The organism is Aeromonas enteropelogenes, from assembly GCF_020097295.1.
GTDB lineage: Bacteria > Pseudomonadota > Gammaproteobacteria > Enterobacterales > Aeromonadaceae > Aeromonas > Aeromonas enteropelogenes.
Window position 1 is genome coordinate 2,491,955 of sequence record NZ_CP083625.1, and the last position, 14,317, is coordinate 2,506,271.

Here is a 14,317-nt window from a genome sequence, read left to right on the forward strand (position 1 = left end):
CCTTAAGCTTGGGTCGACACGGCGGCGAACTGCTGGATGTCCACCACCCGATCCGGCCAGTCGGCCACAAAGGCCGGCTCGTGGCAGACGGCGAGCACGGTACCCGGGTAGTCGCACAGGGCCTGGCGCAGGGCGGCCTTGGTGCCGGCATCCAGGTGGGTGGTCGGCTCATCCAATATCAGCAGATGAGTGGGCTGCAGCGCCAGTCGGCACAGCTTGACCCGGGTCTGCTCACCGCCGCTCAGGGCACTGATGGGCTGGATGGCCAGCTTGCCGCCGATGCCAAGGCGCGCCAGCTGCTGGCGGGCACCCTTGTCATCCAGCCCGGGGGCGGCGGCCTTGACCAGAGCCAGCGGGGTGGCCGCGGGGTCTGGCCAGTGCAGCGCCTGCTCGAAGTAACCCGACTTGAGGCCGGGGGCCAGGGCCAGTTCACCGGCGAGCGGGGTGAGGCGGCCGGTCAGGGTGTTGAGCAGGGTCGACTTGCCGATGCCGTTGAAGCCGACGATCACCACCTTCTCGCCGCGGCGCAACTGCAGGCTGAGCGGCGCCAGCAGGGGCTGGTGGTAGCCGATCTCCAGCTCGCTTGCGGTCAGCAGTTGCGGGTGGCCCCCTTGGGCGGTGCGAAAGCTGAGGGTGACCGGTTTGGCCTGCTCGGGGGCCGCCAGGCGCTCGATGCGCGCCAGCTGCTTCTTGCGGCCGTTGGCGATGCTGGCGTTGACCCCGGCCCCGTTCTTGGCGATGAACTGCTCGAGCCTGTCGATCTTTCGCCGCTGGGCCTGGTATTGACGGGCGTGCAGCGCCTCGGCGGCGCCCTTCTGGGCCAGCGCCTGGTCGAGGTTGCCGCGATAGGTGTGGATCTGCTGGCGGTCGATGTCGGCGATGGCGGTGGCGATGCGATTGACGAAGGCGCGGTCGTGGGAGACCACCAGGAAGGCACCAGGGAAGCGCTCCAGGTAGCCCGCCAGCCAGTCGACGTGGGCCGTGTCCAGATAGTTGGTCGGCTCGTCGAGCAGCAGCACCTCCGGCGTGCGCAGCAGCAGGCCGGCCAGCATCACCTTGTGGCGCTGGCCGCCGCTTAAATTGGCGAGCAGGGTCTGCATGCCGAGCTGGGTCAGGCCGAGGCCGGCTGCTACCTCGTCGATGCGCGGATCTAACTGGTAAAAACCCTGGCTCTCCAGGTGCGCCTGCAGATCGGCCGCCCGGGCCAGCTGCCGCGGCCCCAGTTCGGGGTCGGCGTAGAGGGCCAGCATCTCGGCTTCCGCCTCATAGAGGTCGGCGAACACCGACTGCAGGTAGCCCCGCAGGGTGAGGTGGCCATCCCGCGCGGCGTGCTGGTCGAGATAGCCCGCCTTGATGCCGGGCTGCCAGAGGATGTCGCCGCCGTCTGGCAGGCGCTCCCCCTGAATCAGCTGGAGCAGGGTGCTCTTGCCGGCGCCGTTGTGGCCGGTGAGGCAGACATGCTCGCCGGCGTGGAGACGAAAGCTCGCCTGCTGGTACAGGGTCTTGTCGCCTATGTGATAGGTCAGGTTGTGGATAGTGAGCACACTCATAGTTGTAACATCCATAAAAAAACGGGGGGCAGGTACGCGACGTACCGGCCCCCCGTCTCAGCAAGGTGAAACGCTGCCAAATGGCAGAGACAAAAAGGCCGGCGATGAAGCATCTCGCCGGCCTGTGTCTCCTGTTTTCATCAGATGCGGGGCAACCTCCCAAAGAGAGGGAATTCGCGCAGCTGATGAAGATTCAGTCGATGGGCTCCGGGCAACACTTCATCGTGTTAGTGCACGGAGCACAGCCTCCTGACCGAGCATTTGAACAGGATGTACAACATTGAAAAGCGGTCCAACAAAAATTCTGGTCGCAAAATACCCAGCTTGCGCCCGTGCGTCAACCCGTGAGTTTTTTGGCCGCCAGGTTCGGGGTGGCAAGGCTTGCTGCCAGCGCCAGGCTTCATCCCGACAACCGGCGCGCCGCCATATCAGGTTTTCTGCTGCTCGCGCTGCTCCTCGAGTTCCTTGCCGAGGAAGTAGTTGAGAAAGGTGCGGATCACCGCGATCACCGCCAGACGGATCAGCTCCTCCTGGCTCGGGGCTATGGTGGTGGCCAGGATGTCGGCGGCGAGCTGGAACTCCAGCGCCAGAATGAGCCAGCTGCCAAAGCAGAGGCGGATGCGCGGGAAGCCGGGTTCATGATCCCGCTGGCGCAGGGCCAGCAGCAGGGTCTTGCCAAGGCCGATGACCACGCAGGCCACCGAGATGAGTTCGAGGGAAAACTGAACCAGCTCCACGCCGTGCAGCATGCCCTCCTTCCACTGGGCTAACGCCAACCAGTCTGTCACTTGGCACCCTCCTGATAAAAACGAGTCCCATGTTATTAACATATTGATCCATAAAGGCCAAATGCGTCCGGCCCGGAAATGGACAATGAGGATGAGCAAAAGGGCTCAAAGATAGAGTTCCACTTGACTGCGAACAATCTCCATCGCGACAATCCAGATTCTGAAATCGACTCAACATACGTAGAGGTATCGTCATGACAGCGGTTCCGACGCCGGCCATCGGCATCGATCTGGGGACAACCAACAGCGCGATTGCCGTGTGGCGGGAGGGCAAGGCTCACCTCATTCCCAATGCCCATGGGGAGGAGCTGACGCCATCGATCGTCTGTATCGGTGAGGACGATACCCTGCTGGTGGGCCAGGCAGCAGCCACCCGCTTGCTGACTCATCCCTCCAATACCGCCTCCCACTTCAAGCGTTTTCTCGGCAGCGAGCGGCGCTACCGGTTGGGCAAGGAGCAGTACAACCCGACCGAATTGTGCGCCTTGATACTGGGTAGTCTGAAGGCGGATGCCGAGGTCTGGCTTGGCCACGGGGTACGCGAAGTGGTCATCTCGGTGCCGGCCTATTTTGGCGATCAGCAGCGCAAGCAGGTGCGGCTGGCGGCCGAGCTGGCCGGGCTCGATGCCGTGCGCCTTATCAACGAGCCGACGGCCGCCGCCATGGCTTACAGCCTGCACGAGCAGCACAGCCGCCGCTTTCTGGTGTTTGACCTGGGGGGCGGCACCTTCGACGTGACCGTGGTGGAGTATCAGGATGGCATCATGGAGGTACGAGCCTCGGCGGGAGACAACCGGCTCGGTGGCGAGGACTTTACCCAGGATCTGGTCGATGCGGTGCTTGGCAGGCTCGACACCGATCGCGGCGAACTGACGCTCTCCCAACTCGGACAAGTTTATCTGGCCTGCGAGCGGGCCAAACGTCATCGCAGTGGTAGCGGCCTTGAGGTCGAGCTTGGTGCGGAGTGGAACCGGACGCTCGGGTTCTCCGAAAGCGAGCTGGCCGACATCTGGCGCGAGACCCTCAACCGGCTGCGCAAGCCGCTGAGCCAGGCGCTCGCCGATGCGCGCCTGCGGCCCGACGAGGTCGACGAACTGATTTTTGTCGGTGGGGCGAGCCGCCAGAGCGAGGTGCAGCAAACGGCGGTGCGCCTGCTTGGCCGCTTTGGCCGCCACGAGCTGGATCCGGATCGGGTGGTCGCCATGGGGGCTGCCATCCAGGCAGCCTGCCGTCTGCGCGACAGTGCGGTGGAAGAGCTCATCATGACCGACGTCTGTCCCTTTACCCTGGGGATTGCGGTTAATCAGGGGGATCAGAGTGGCGTGTTCAGTCCCATCCTCGAGCGCAATATAGTGGTGCCGGCCTCACGGGTAGAGCGCTACCACAGCGGCCATGAACAGCAAAAGTCCGTCTGCATCAGCATCTATCAGGGGGAGCGGTTCTGGGTGCGGGACAACCTGCATGTGGACGATCTCGAGATCCCGTTGCCGACTGGCAAGGGCATTCAGGAAGTGGACGTGCGCTTTAGCTACGACATCAATGGCATGCTGGAGGTGGACGTGACCCTGGTGAACTCGGGTGAGCAGTTCCAGAAGGTGATAGACAGAAGTCCGGCTGGCGTGACCGAAGAGGGCAAGCGGGAGAGCCGCGAGCGGCTTGCACGCCTCAAGCAGCATCCGCGCGATGCGTTGCCCAATCTGACCCTGAGCGAGCGATTACAGCAACTCTATGAAGAGAGCATCGGCGACGAGCGGCGCCAGGTCGAACAGTGGCTGCTGCAGTTTGAACGGGTCCTGGCCAGCCAGGACCCGCAAGTCATCAACTCGTTCCGCCAGCAGATGAACAAACTGCTCAAGCAGTGGCACTAGTCGAGGATGTCGCTCAGCGACATCCTGCCCTGTTTGTAGAACTCCCTGGGCCAGCCACGGCGCAGTGCGCCCGGTCTTAGCCGGCTGCTCATGACGAGGTGGCCGAGCCACAGGGGGACCGCCAGCCAGGCGCTGTTGATGTAGAACGCGATGGCTAGCCAGATCAGGCTCCAGATCAGATAGTTCCGACTGGTACGCGGACGTGTCTGGGCTCGGCAGATATGCCACATCAGATAGAGATTCATGAACAGCATCGCCGCCATATCCAGACCGAGGGAATAATATTCCACCCAATAGGGTGAGCCGGAGGCGAGGACTTCGCGCAGGGATGGTTCCAGTGGAAACACGAAGTAGGGCAGGATGGCGGACAGTATGCTGACGAACATCAGCTGTGCACCGCTTTGTAGCCTGAAACGCTTTCTGGCGTGTGCCCTGTCATGTTCAAGCTGGGCGTTGAGCTTGTCCTCCAGATAGCCCTGCACCAGAGAGCGCACCTCCTGCTGGGCTGGCGTGAGGTCGTCCCGTTGCTTGTAAAGCGGGTCGAGCTGACGGGCCTGAAAGCCATTTCTGCCAAAATCATGAGCCAGCATGGCCAGGGCATAACAGACGGGATAGACAAACTTGGCCGCCGCTTCGTTCGGGTGGTGTTTCTCAAGTTCTTCCAGCGTGGTGATATTGTCGGGGTCTTGATGCAGGTAAGCGTAAATCAGCGACTCTTCGGCGTAGGGGTAGACTTCCAATGCCAATCCCAGTGCCTGGCGCAGTTTTTCGAGCCGTTCGCGCAGCGGTGTCAAAATGTAGCCATAGGCCTCGTTGCTTGCCTTGTGGCTGAGCAGCAGGTTCCACAGCACTATGGTGCAGGCCAGATCCGGTTCGTTATCCAGTCGTCGGTCGATCAGGGCGGCCAGGGCGGGCAGTTCGTTCAAGCGTGCGCGTTCGAGAAGCGCCTCGTCGCCGACATCGGAGCGTTTGAGGAGTTCGGTCTGGTTGCGCAGCTCCAGCGACAACACGTACTGCTGCGGCCAGCGGGCGCAGGCGTCCATGATGGCAGCCTGGTATAGGGTGGGCTGGGCACAGAGACGCAGGAGGGTGGAGAGCGGGGTGTCCTCCTGACTGGCCGGCAGTGAGCCCATCGACTGGCGAATGGCGTCGAGATGCTGTTTCGGCGTCCAGGGCCGGGCATAGTAGAACTGCGCCCAGCGAAAACAGCCGGGCCAGCTCTCGCCATGCCAGGCATCACCGAGCACCGTATCGCTGTAGTAGCGTTGATGGGAGAGACGGGCGCCCAGATGCATCCCCTGCATCATCCGCTCATCCCATTCTTCATTGCTGGCACGTTGGGCGATGGCCTGGAACCAGGCGTCAGGCAGCAGCGGATAGCGGCGCAGGCACTCGAGCCACTGCTCCGGCGTTGCGCAGGCAATCTGTTCGGCACTGGGTGGCGAGGTGGCGAGCCAGTCATCGCTGCCATAGCGGGCAAGCAGTGTGTCAAGCAGGGGCAGTGCTGGCCGCTCGGCCAGTTTGCGGTGAGCGTGGCGTTGCAGCAGGCGTGCGAGGTACTGCCAGCCGCCCTCGGCCTCGGCCAGCTCGGGCTGTGTCAGTGCCGCTTCCAGTGCCTGCCAGGTGCCATATTCGCTGTGCCACCAGAGGCGGGCCAGGGCACCGCGTGTGCCGGGTAGCGCGTCCAGCGCCAGGGCGGTGAGCGGCATATTGTCAAACCCCAGCATCTGGTCGTGCAGCCACTCTTCCACTGGGTCCGGTTGCTGCCAGGGCAGCATCAGCCACTGGGGCTCCCAATAGGCGCTGCGCGAGGTGGGCCACTTCTGGGCGGTGGCGAATGCCTGCAGCCAGCGGGCCAGCGCCTGATCGCTGCCCAGGTGCCACTGGATGAGGTGATTGGCGAGCAGCGCCTCGTGGCCCTTTTCTTCCAGTGCCCCGGCAACCTGCATCACCAGCTGTTCCTTGCCGCAGCGCAGGCTGGCGTCGGAGAGCAGGTGCCAGTCATCTTCGCTGAGGTGATCCTGCTCGAGCAGAGCCAGGGTGAGCGCAAGACGGTGGGTGGCATCGCCGTCAGTGCCGGCGGCATGGAGCGCGCGCAACTGCAGCCGGAGCAGATCCGGGTGGTCACCGACGATGGGCAGGGCATAGTGATAGATGAGCCCCAACACGCCGTTGCGATCGCCGGCCTCCAGTGACAGCAGCAGCGGCTGATAGAAGGCCAGCACGGCGCGCTGACGGGCGTGGTCCAGGGTGGCAAGCCACTCCAGAGGGGCTGCCAGCGGCGCCTGACGCCACCAGTCGAGAAACTCCCCCTTCTTTTGCATGTCGCCGGCGAGGCGCAGCAGTGACGCCCAGTCGAGCGCTTGCCAGAGCCGCTCGATCACCGGTGCCGGCAGCCATTGCCATTGAAAGATGCGTTGCAGCACCTCGTCCGACAGCTGGCTCTGCTGGACCAGCGAAAGCGACTGCAGCGATGTCTGCCACTTATCCCACTCGGTCATGACAAAGCGCCGGCTGGCATCGCCAAGCAGTTCAAACAGGGCGGTCAGTTCAGCGGCGTCGGCCGGACGAACCAGCTCGGTCTGTGGCTTCGAGGCGTCACTCATGGCCGGACGCGGCCGGCTGGCCTCTTCATAAGCCTCACGCAGCAGGCGGAAGCCTTCGGGATCGTCTTCCGGGTGGCAGTCACGCAATTTGATATGGTAGGCGCGCTTGATAGCGGCCAGATCGTCGGTCTCTTGAAGCCCGAGTCGTTGCCAGATATCCATGATTTATTCCTGCGGCTCGCTGTTGAGGAGGTCAATGAGGCTTTGGGGCTGTTCTATGTCGGGTAGGGGGACCTCGTACCAGCTCTGTCCGTGGATCGGGTTCTCCTTATCCCTGAGCGCATCGGCCAGCATTGTCCTCATCTCCCTGGCAATCCAGCCGTGCAGCAGAGCCTGGGCGGCTTGCTCCGGCTCCCCCTCTTCATGGCTGAATTTCCAGAGGCAGCGGCCGGCATACCAGGCCTGGGTGTACTGCTCCCAGGAGTGGTAACGCCGGCGAGCCTGGTGGGCGAGATGGTTGTGGATAAAGCCGAACTCTTCCTCGCTTACCCAACCTAATCTAAGTCCTTCCCGGGTCAGATAGGATGCGCGCCCATAGTCCCACGCCTGCACACCATGAGGGCCGATATAGGGGGCGGTACGAGCCACGAAGTCGAGTGAGGCGCGGTGACGCGGCGAGGTTGCGCGCTCTCGCATGGCTTGCCACTGGCTCGGTTGCAGGCAATGAAAGGCGCCGTACTCCTCGAGCATGAGATGCCCGTGACAGTCGCCAAAGGCCAGCTGACGGACCTGCCGGTGCAAGTCGAGACGATTCTCAATGCCCCAGTCCTCTGCGAGTGTATCGGGTTCTTCAAGCCCCTCTCGCAGGGAGGTGGGCTTGAGGTATTCCCGCCACTCGGTCTGGAAGGCGATCTGCGGCGAGGTCAAAGTCAGCCACCATCTTTCGTGTGGAGCAAGGTTGGCACTATTAAACATGGTCGTAAGCCAGTCGCGTTTGGAACAAGTTGTAGACTATAAAGTCGGACCAAAATGGATGCAATTGCAGCTGTTTTATAACTCCTTTATCAGTGCCGCGAGCCGGGCGATAAGTTGGCGAGCCGCCGGGCTGACTCCTGCCAGCTGGAAGAAACCATGAATCACTCCGAGTTGCCGCTGGCAGGTGGCGCTCACCCCCGCTTGCAGCAGCTTGTGATAGAGGGTCTCTCCTTCGTCCCGCAGGGGATCGTATTCGGCGGTCACTATATGGGTAGGTGGCAGGCCTTGAAGGGCAGGGTAGTGGAGCGGACTCGCCTGCGGATCGCTGGCGGGCAGTTTGCCCAGATAGGCCTGAAAACCGCTTAACAGCATGTCGCGAGTGATGAGGTAGTGGTCACCGAATTGGCGATAGCTTTCGCTCTCTCCCTGGGCATCGAGCATCGGATAGATGAGGATCTGGGCGGCCGGCAGCGGGGCGCCTCTCTTCTTGAGGCGCAAGGTGGTCACGAGGGCAAGATGGCCGCCTGCGCTGTCCCCGGCGAGCACGATGCGGTTCGGGTCTCCCTGCCACTTTGTGATATCACCCATGATGGCAAGGGTTGCCGCCAGGGCATCATCATGGGCGGCCGGATAGGTATGCTCGGGGGCGAGGCGGGTGTGTATGGCAAACACCAGCGCATTGGCCCGGTTGCACAACATCCGCATCTGGCGGTCGTGGGTTTCGAACTCTCCACTGACAAAGCAGCCGCCATGAAAGTAGATCAGCGCAGGAGAAGGGGAGCGTGAGGGAGCGACGGGCTGATAGAGGCGGATGGCATAATGCTCTGCCTGCCACTCTTCGATGCAGCCTACTTCCTCCCGTTCGCCACCCAGTTCGGCAGAGGCGAGGTAGCCTGCTCGCCTCTCTTCCCAGCTCAGATCACTCGCTTTGGGGCAACCCGCTGCAATGAAGTCTGCCACCATGGCTGCAATGGCCGGTTCAAGTTGTTTCTCCATGATGCACAATGCCTGTATATAAAAACAGGCATTGTGCGCTTCCTATTCGGGAGCACAAGCGAAGCGGCATGCGGCGGTTCACAAAATCAGGTTTCAACCAGTTTGAATTCAATCACATAGAGTGGCGGCAGCGCGGGATAGATGGCGCGGATCACCTCTTTCAGTTCGGCCAGGGTCATGTTCTCCTGGCGGGCGTGTGCCTCGCTCAGGGCGTCGAAGGCCACCGGCGTGACCGACAGTACCTCTATGGTGCCAAACGGCTGGTGCTCCGGGTTGGTGAAAAGAGCGAGGCGCTGGCCCGGTTGCCAGCCCGCTTCGCTCTCGTCGCTGATGGTGATGGTCTTGCGGCCCGCCTGGATATCGGCCACGAAACGGCTGAAGAAGGTGAACTCGGGGTAGCTGGAAACAGACATGGTGACTCCGATGGTGAGCAACAAATAAAGGTCAGAGGTCGAGATAGGCACGCAGCTTGTCGAGATCGGCGATGGCGGGGCCGTCGGGCCCCTCGCTCAGGATCCCCTGCTCGATCAGCTCCTTGAGAGCGCGGCGATAGACCCGCTCCGTGGTGCCGAAACGCGCCGCCTCACGGGCCCGTTTGCGCGACCCCAGCATGGGGGTGCGCTGGCGCTCGCGCCATAGCTCGAAGGCGATGTTGTAGGCGATGGGGTGCAGCAAGCGGCTGGTGGTGATCTCCAGGGTATCCAGGTAGTCACTGGCCAGGGCCGAAGCGAAGAAAAGGGTCAGTGCGGGTTCATCCAGCAGCCGCTGGGCCAGCTTGTGAGCGCAGATCACGCTGGCATCCAGCTCGGTCTCGGCCACCACGCTCCACTGCACCTGGGTGGCGCTGAAGAACTCCATCTCGCCGAAGATCTGGTGATGGCAGGCGATTTCCCCGAGCTGGAAGATGCGCCCCGAGTGCACAGTGCTGTTGAGGGAGACTCGCCCACTCTCCACCAGATAGAGGCATTCGCTCTGCTCCCCCTGGCACATGATGGGTTCCCCCGGCAGATAGCGGCGCAGATGCAGGCTGCACTCGGCCAGCGCCGCGGCAAAGCGGGGTTCGAGGGCCTTGAGTTCGGCGTGAAAGCGCCCGATGGGGTAGGGCTGTCGCTGCATGGCAAACCTGATGAACCGGATGAAGGGGCATGAGGCTAGCAAGAGCGCGGGCCGGATACCAGCCCGCGTCAGGCGGGATGTGCCGCAGTTAACGGTTTGCGGCGTTATTGCACCAGTGCCTCGAGGGCGGCGGTGGCGGCGAGCCGCTCGGCAGCCATCATGGCCTGCTCGGCGCTGGCGTAGTCGCCCACCCCCTGCTGCACATCCTGTTCGAACGGTACCACGTTGCAGAGCACGGCGGCGACCCGCACCTGGCGAAAGCGCCCCACCGTCAGGAGCGATGCGGTCTCCATGTCGGCGCCGAGCACGCCCCGCTGATGCCAGTAGCGGCACACTGCCAGCTCGTCATCCCGGTAGAAGCTGTCGTGGGAGCGCACCAGCCCGTGCCAGTGGGGATGGCCGCTGGTGGCGATATGGTCGAGCAGGGTGGCTTGCAGCCGAATATCAGCGCAGGCGGGGTACTCGGCGGGCAGATAGGCCAGGGAGGCGCCGTCATGACGAATGGCCCCTTCCACCACGATAAGATCCCCCAGCGCTATCTTATGCTGCAGGGCACCGGCGGAGCCGACCCGGACTAGAGTGCGAGCGCCGGATTGCACCAGCTCCTCCAGGGCGATGATGGCAGAAGCCCCGCCGATGCCGGTACTGCAGACGGTAATGGCTTGCCCCCGGTAGTGACCGTTGAGCAGGCGAAATTCCCGATGCTGGCCGAGCGACTCGCACTGCTCTAGCTGGCTGGCGATGCGGTCGACCCGGGCCGGGTCGCCGCACAGCACCACCCGTTCGGCAATCTGATCCGGGCGGCATTGCAGATGGGGTAACAGGGTCATGGCTCAGGCCCCTTGTTGCTGGCGTCTGGCGGCCAACACCCAGAGGCGGGTGCCGTTGGCGGCGATGAACAGCAGGATCAGGTACTCCAGGGACATGGCGTAGACCCCCTGGGCGGCGTAGATGCCGACGCTGATGATGTTGATGACGACCCACAGGATCCAGTTCTCCACGTACTTGCGGGTCATCAGGATCTGGGCGACCACGGAGAGCACCGTCATGGTGGCATCCCAGAACGGGAAGGCGTCGGGCTGTGGCTCTGGCAGCGTCAGACCGGCGCCGAAGGCGTTGAGCAGGGAGACAGAAGTGCGAGCCAAAGTGGCAAAGACAGGGTCGATATAGCGGGTCAGCAGGGCGATGGCCAGCACGCTTACCAGCGCGGTGGCGATGAGCTTGGGTTTGCTGAGCCAGCGGATCTGCAGGTGGTCACCCTGATCGTTGGTCGGGCGGGTCCAGGCGTACCAGCCATAGAGGTTGGCGCAGAAGAAGAACAGCTGCAGCAGCAACAGGCCGTAGAGCTGGATCTGGAAGAAGATGATGGCGAACAGGGTGACGTTGATGAGACCGAACAGGTAGTTGATGGTCTTCTCCTGGCTGGCCAGCCAGATGCAGGCCAGCCCAAACAGGGTGCCGATGGCTTCGATCCATGACATGGCGTAGCCACCGCCCAGGGGGATGGTCACCAGGGTGTGATTGATACTGAACCACTCGAATATGCTCATTTGCTTGTCCTTGGCAGTGTGGAATGACGCGAGGTGGCCATTCTAGGGCCGATGCGGATCGCGGGGCAGGACTTTTGTCCGCCCCCGGCTTGCGTCATATCAAAGAAATCGCCAGTGATGTCCCTATTCAAGCCTTGATGAGTTATGGCTCATCAGGGGCCGGGGTTTATTGATGTGCAGCAAGACGATAGCGCTCAGGCTGTGGTCTGATAGAGTCCACTCTTCGGGAGGATAAACCGGGCGGTAAAAAGGAGGTGTCATTGAATTCCGAGTTGATCTGGGTGCTCTGCCTGCTGGCCGGGGCCATCTATCTCTTCATGACCAACAAGGTGCGCATGGATGTGGTCGCCCTCGGTGTGGTCATCCTGTTCGTGCTGAGCGACACCCTGACCCTGCAGGAGGCGCTGGCAGGCTTCAGCGACCCCAACGTCATCCTGATCGCCGCCCTGTTCGTGGTGGGGGAGGGGCTGGTACGCACCGGCATCGCCTATCAGGTGGGGGACTGGCTGGTGAAGGTGGCGGGAAACAGCGAAACCCGCTTGCTGGTGTTGCTGATGGTGGCAGTGGCGACCCTCGGCGCCGTGATGAGTTCGACCGGCGTGGTGGCCATTTTCATTCCCGTGGTGCTGAGCGTGGCGAACCGGATGGAGATACCGGCGGGCCGGTTGATGATGCCGCTCGGCTTTGCCGGCCTTATCAGCGGCATGATGACGCTGGTGGCGACGCCCCCCAACATGGTGGTCAACAGCGAGATGATGCGCCATGGCATCCACGGTTTTACCTTCTTCAGCTTCACCCCTCTTGGGGCCCTGATTCTGGTGTGCGGCCTGGGTTACATGTTGCTGGTGCGTGGCTCCCTGGTGCGGCAGGGGGAGTCCGGCGTCAGCAAGGGGCCGGGGCGGCGCACCCTGCGCGATCTTATCCGCGATTATCGCCTGACCGGTCGGGCCCGCCGGCTGGGGCTGAGGCCCGATTCCCCCCTGATTGGCCATACCCTGGACGAGCTGCAGCTGCGCGCCCGCTTTGGCGCCAACGTCATCGGGGTGGAGCGCTGGCGAAAATTCCGGCGGGTGATGGTGCCCGTCTCCGGCATCAGCGAGTTTCAGGCCCGGGACGTGCTGCTGATCGACATGTCCGATCCCGGGGTGGATGTCCGCCACTTCTGCAGCGAGGCGCGGCTCGAACCCATGATACTGCGCGGCGAATACTTCTCGGATCAGGCGCGGGAGGTGGGTATGGCGGAGGTCTCCCTCATTCCCGAATCCAATCTGCTGGGCAAGAGCATCCGCGAGGTGGCGTTTCGCTCCACCTATGGCCTGAGTGTGGTGGGGATCCGCCGCGACGGGGAGGCGCTGGCGGGCAAGCTGGTGGACGAGCCGCTGCTGATGGGGGATACCCTGCTGGTGGTGGGCAACTGGAGCCATATCCGGCAGTTGCAGACCCATAGCCGCGATTTTCTGCTGATGGGGCTACCGGCCGAGGTGGACGAGATGGCGCCCGCCCGCAGTCAGGCCATTCACGCCCTGATCGCGCTCGGGGTGATGATACTGCTGATGGTGACCGATCCCGTGCCCAACGTGATTGCGGCCCTTATCGCTTGCCTGCTGATGGGCAAGTTCCGCTGCATCGATATGGAGAGTGCCTACAAGTCCATTCACTGGCCAACCCTGATCCTTATCGTCGGCATGCTCCCCTTTGCGCTGGCACTGCAAAAGACTGGCGGGGTGGATCTTATCGTCGATGGTTTGATGGCGCTGGTGGGCAACATGGGGCCCAGGGTGATGCTGGCCAGCCTGTTTGCCCTGTGCGCCGTGATCGGGCTGTTCATCTCCAACACGGCGACGGCGGTGCTGATGGCACCCATTGCACTGGGCACGGCCCAGCAGATGGGGGTTTCTCCCTATCCGTTTGCCATGACCATTGCCATTGCCGCCTCGGCTGCCTTCATGACGCCGGTCTCGTCACCGGTCAACACCCTGGTGCTGGGGCCTGGCAACTATCGCTTCGCTGACTTCATCCGCATCGGCGTTCCCTTCACCCTGCTGGTGATGGGGGTGAGCGTGGTGGCGATCCCCTGGTTTTTCCCGTTCTGAACTGGAACCTGAACGATGGCGGCCTGCGGGCCGCTTTTTTATGGGCAAGCCGGACGATGGGCGTCGTGACAATCGAAAAGGAGAAAAGAGAGAACTGGGGGGGAAGAGGCAAATGCCAGATACAAAAAAACCAGCCTGAGCTGGTCTGTTTGATGACGCTTTCAATGGTGCGGAAGGAGAGACTCGAACTCTCACGCCTAGGGCGCCAGAACCTAAATCTGGTGCGTCTACCAATTTCGCCACTTCCGCAAATTGATGGTGGCTATGACGGGATTCGAACCTGTGACCCCCGCATTATGAGTGCGATGCTCTAACCAACTGAGCTACATAGCCGTTTGTTATCAACCACCTGAGTGGAAGAGAACAGAAAATGGCTGGGGTACTAGGATTCGAACCTAGGGATGGCGAGATCAAAACCCGCTGCCTTACCGCTTGGCGATACCCCAACAGCGTTCTTCACAATCATGAGATTGAAAGGAACATTTTAAAATGGTGGCTATGACGGGATTCGAACCTGTGACCCCCGCATTATGAGTGCGATGCTCTAACCAACTGAGCTACATAGCCGTTTGTTATCAACCACCTGAGTGGAAGAGAACAGAAAAATGGCTGGGGTACTAGGATTCGAACCTAGGGATGGCGAGATCAAAACCCGCTGCCTTACCGCTTGGCGATACCCCAACAGTGATGCCTGACAGAGACTATCAAACATCTTTAAAAAATGGCTGGGGTACTAGGATTCGAACCTAGGGATGGCGAGATCAAAACCCGCTGCCTTACCGCTTGGCGATACCCCAACAGCGATGCCTGACAGAATCTATCAAACATCTTTTAA

General features: G+C 62.1%; 11 protein-coding genes and 6 tRNA genes. 2 read left to right on the forward strand and 15 right to left on the reverse strand.

The window, feature by feature from the left end:
• Nucleotides 1–2: 2 nt before the first annotated feature.
• Nucleotides 3–1,550 carry an ABC-F family ATP-binding cassette domain-containing protein gene (locus LA321_RS11750; protein WP_042072259.1) on the reverse strand — a complete coding sequence of 516 codons (1,548 nt, stop codon included), beginning with the start codon at nucleotides 1,548–1,550 and terminating at the stop codon, nucleotides 3–5.
• A 428-nt stretch (nucleotides 1,551–1,978) separates the two neighbouring features.
• Nucleotides 1,979–2,299, reverse strand: coding sequence for a DUF1622 domain-containing protein (locus LA321_RS11755; RefSeq protein ID WP_042072256.1), 321 nt, complete (start codon nucleotides 2,297–2,299; stop codon nucleotides 1,979–1,981).
• Nucleotides 2,300–2,532: 233 nt separating this feature from the next.
• Between LA321_RS11755 and LA321_RS11760 the strand changes: the two genes are divergently transcribed.
• Complete coding sequence (locus tag LA321_RS11760; protein ID WP_042072253.1) at nucleotides 2,533–4,206, forward strand: Hsp70 family protein; 1,674 nt, start codon at nucleotides 2,533–2,535, stop codon at nucleotides 4,204–4,206.
• Here LA321_RS11760 and LA321_RS11765 read toward each other — a convergent pair.
• The 7 genes from LA321_RS11765 to pnuC form a co-directional block, all read right to left on the reverse strand.
• Nucleotides 4,203–6,974, reverse strand: coding sequence for a J domain-containing protein (locus tag LA321_RS11765; RefSeq protein WP_042072252.1), 2,772 nt, complete (start codon nucleotides 6,972–6,974; stop codon nucleotides 4,203–4,205). The genes LA321_RS11760 and LA321_RS11765 overlap by 4 nt on opposite strands.
• Nucleotides 6,975–6,977: 3 nt before the next feature.
• The gene (locus LA321_RS11770) at nucleotides 6,978–7,727 is read right to left on the reverse strand and encodes a DUF1266 domain-containing protein (RefSeq protein ID WP_042072250.1); all 750 of its coding nucleotides are present in this window, start codon (nucleotides 7,725–7,727) and stop codon (nucleotides 6,978–6,980) included.
• A gap of 75 nt (nucleotides 7,728–7,802) precedes the next feature.
• Nucleotides 7,803–8,723 carry an alpha/beta hydrolase gene (locus LA321_RS11775; RefSeq protein ID WP_042072418.1) on the reverse strand — a complete coding sequence of 307 codons (921 nt, stop codon included), beginning with the start codon at nucleotides 8,721–8,723 and terminating at the stop codon, nucleotides 7,803–7,805.
• A gap of 86 nt (nucleotides 8,724–8,809) precedes the next feature.
• A complete protein-coding gene (gene yqfB / locus LA321_RS11780; RefSeq protein ID WP_042072248.1) occupies nucleotides 8,810–9,136 on the reverse strand; it encodes a N(4)-acetylcytidine aminohydrolase in 327 nt (108 codons plus the stop codon).
• A 31-nt stretch (nucleotides 9,137–9,167) separates the two neighbouring features.
• On the reverse strand, nucleotides 9,168–9,839 hold the full coding sequence (locus LA321_RS11785) for a Crp/Fnr family transcriptional regulator (protein WP_042072246.1): 672 nt from the start codon (nucleotides 9,837–9,839) through the stop codon (nucleotides 9,168–9,170).
• A gap of 104 nt (nucleotides 9,840–9,943) precedes the next feature.
• Nucleotides 9,944–10,669 (reverse strand): nucleoside phosphorylase, encoded by a 726-nt coding sequence (locus LA321_RS11790; RefSeq protein ID WP_042072245.1) that lies wholly within the window; start codon nucleotides 10,667–10,669, stop codon nucleotides 9,944–9,946.
• A 3-nt stretch (nucleotides 10,670–10,672) separates the two neighbouring features.
• A complete protein-coding gene (pnuC, locus tag LA321_RS11795; protein WP_042072244.1) occupies nucleotides 10,673–11,389 on the reverse strand; it encodes a nicotinamide riboside transporter PnuC in 717 nt (238 codons plus the stop codon).
• A gap of 260 nt (nucleotides 11,390–11,649) precedes the next feature.
• On the opposite strand from pnuC, the gene LA321_RS11800 reads away from it, so the two are divergent.
• Complete coding sequence (locus tag LA321_RS11800; RefSeq protein ID WP_042025638.1) at nucleotides 11,650–13,482, forward strand: SLC13 family permease; 1,833 nt, start codon at nucleotides 11,650–11,652, stop codon at nucleotides 13,480–13,482.
• Nucleotides 13,483–13,647: 165 nt separating this feature from the next.
• Here LA321_RS11800 and LA321_RS11805 read toward each other — a convergent pair.
• From LA321_RS11805 to LA321_RS11830, 6 genes are all read right to left on the reverse strand, one after another.
• A tRNA-Leu gene (locus LA321_RS11805) sits at nucleotides 13,648–13,731 on the reverse strand.
• 7 nt (nucleotides 13,732–13,738) lie between these two features.
• Nucleotides 13,739–13,815: transfer RNA gene (locus LA321_RS11810), tRNA-Met, on the reverse strand.
• Between the two features lie 38 nt (nucleotides 13,816–13,853).
• Nucleotides 13,854–13,928, reverse strand: a tRNA-Gln gene (locus tag LA321_RS11815).
• 44 nt (nucleotides 13,929–13,972) lie between these two features.
• Nucleotides 13,973–14,049 (reverse strand) — tRNA-Met (locus tag LA321_RS11820).
• A 39-nt stretch (nucleotides 14,050–14,088) separates the two neighbouring features.
• Nucleotides 14,089–14,163, reverse strand: a tRNA-Gln gene (locus LA321_RS11825).
• A gap of 41 nt (nucleotides 14,164–14,204) precedes the next feature.
• Nucleotides 14,205–14,279, reverse strand: a tRNA-Gln gene (locus LA321_RS11830).
• Between the last annotated feature and the right edge of the window lie 38 nt (nucleotides 14,280–14,317).

Bases quoted from the DNA above. Each gene is read 5' to 3' on its own strand.
- LA321_RS11755 (WP_042072256.1), bottom strand. From the start codon at position 2,299: ATGCTGCACGGCGTGGAGCTGGTTCAGTTTTCCCTCGAACTCATCTCG.
- LA321_RS11785 (WP_042072246.1), bottom strand. From the start codon at position 9,839: ATGCAGCGACAGCCCTACCCCATCGGGCGCTTTCACGCCGAACTCAAG.
- yqfB (WP_042072248.1), bottom strand. From the start codon at position 9,136: ATGTCTGTTTCCAGCTACCCCGAGTTCACCTTCTTCAGCCGTTTCGTG.
- LA321_RS11775 (WP_042072418.1), bottom strand. From the start codon at position 8,723: ATGGAGAAACAACTTGAACCGGCCATTGCAGCCATGGTGGCAGACTTC.
- pnuC (WP_042072244.1), bottom strand. From the start codon at position 11,389: ATGAGCATATTCGAGTGGTTCAGTATCAATCACACCCTGGTGACCATC.
- LA321_RS11760 (WP_042072253.1), top strand. From the start codon at position 2,533: ATGACAGCGGTTCCGACGCCGGCCATCGGCATCGATCTGGGGACAACC.
- LA321_RS11770 (WP_042072250.1), bottom strand. From the start codon at position 7,727: ATGTTTAATAGTGCCAACCTTGCTCCACACGAAAGATGGTGGCTGACT.
- LA321_RS11750 (WP_042072259.1), bottom strand. From the start codon at position 1,550: ATGAGTGTGCTCACTATCCACAACCTGACCTATCACATAGGCGACAAG.
- LA321_RS11790 (WP_042072245.1), bottom strand. From the start codon at position 10,669: ATGACCCTGTTACCCCATCTGCAATGCCGCCCGGATCAGATTGCCGAA.
- LA321_RS11765 (WP_042072252.1), bottom strand. From the start codon at position 6,974: ATGGATATCTGGCAACGACTCGGGCTTCAAGAGACCGACGATCTGGCC.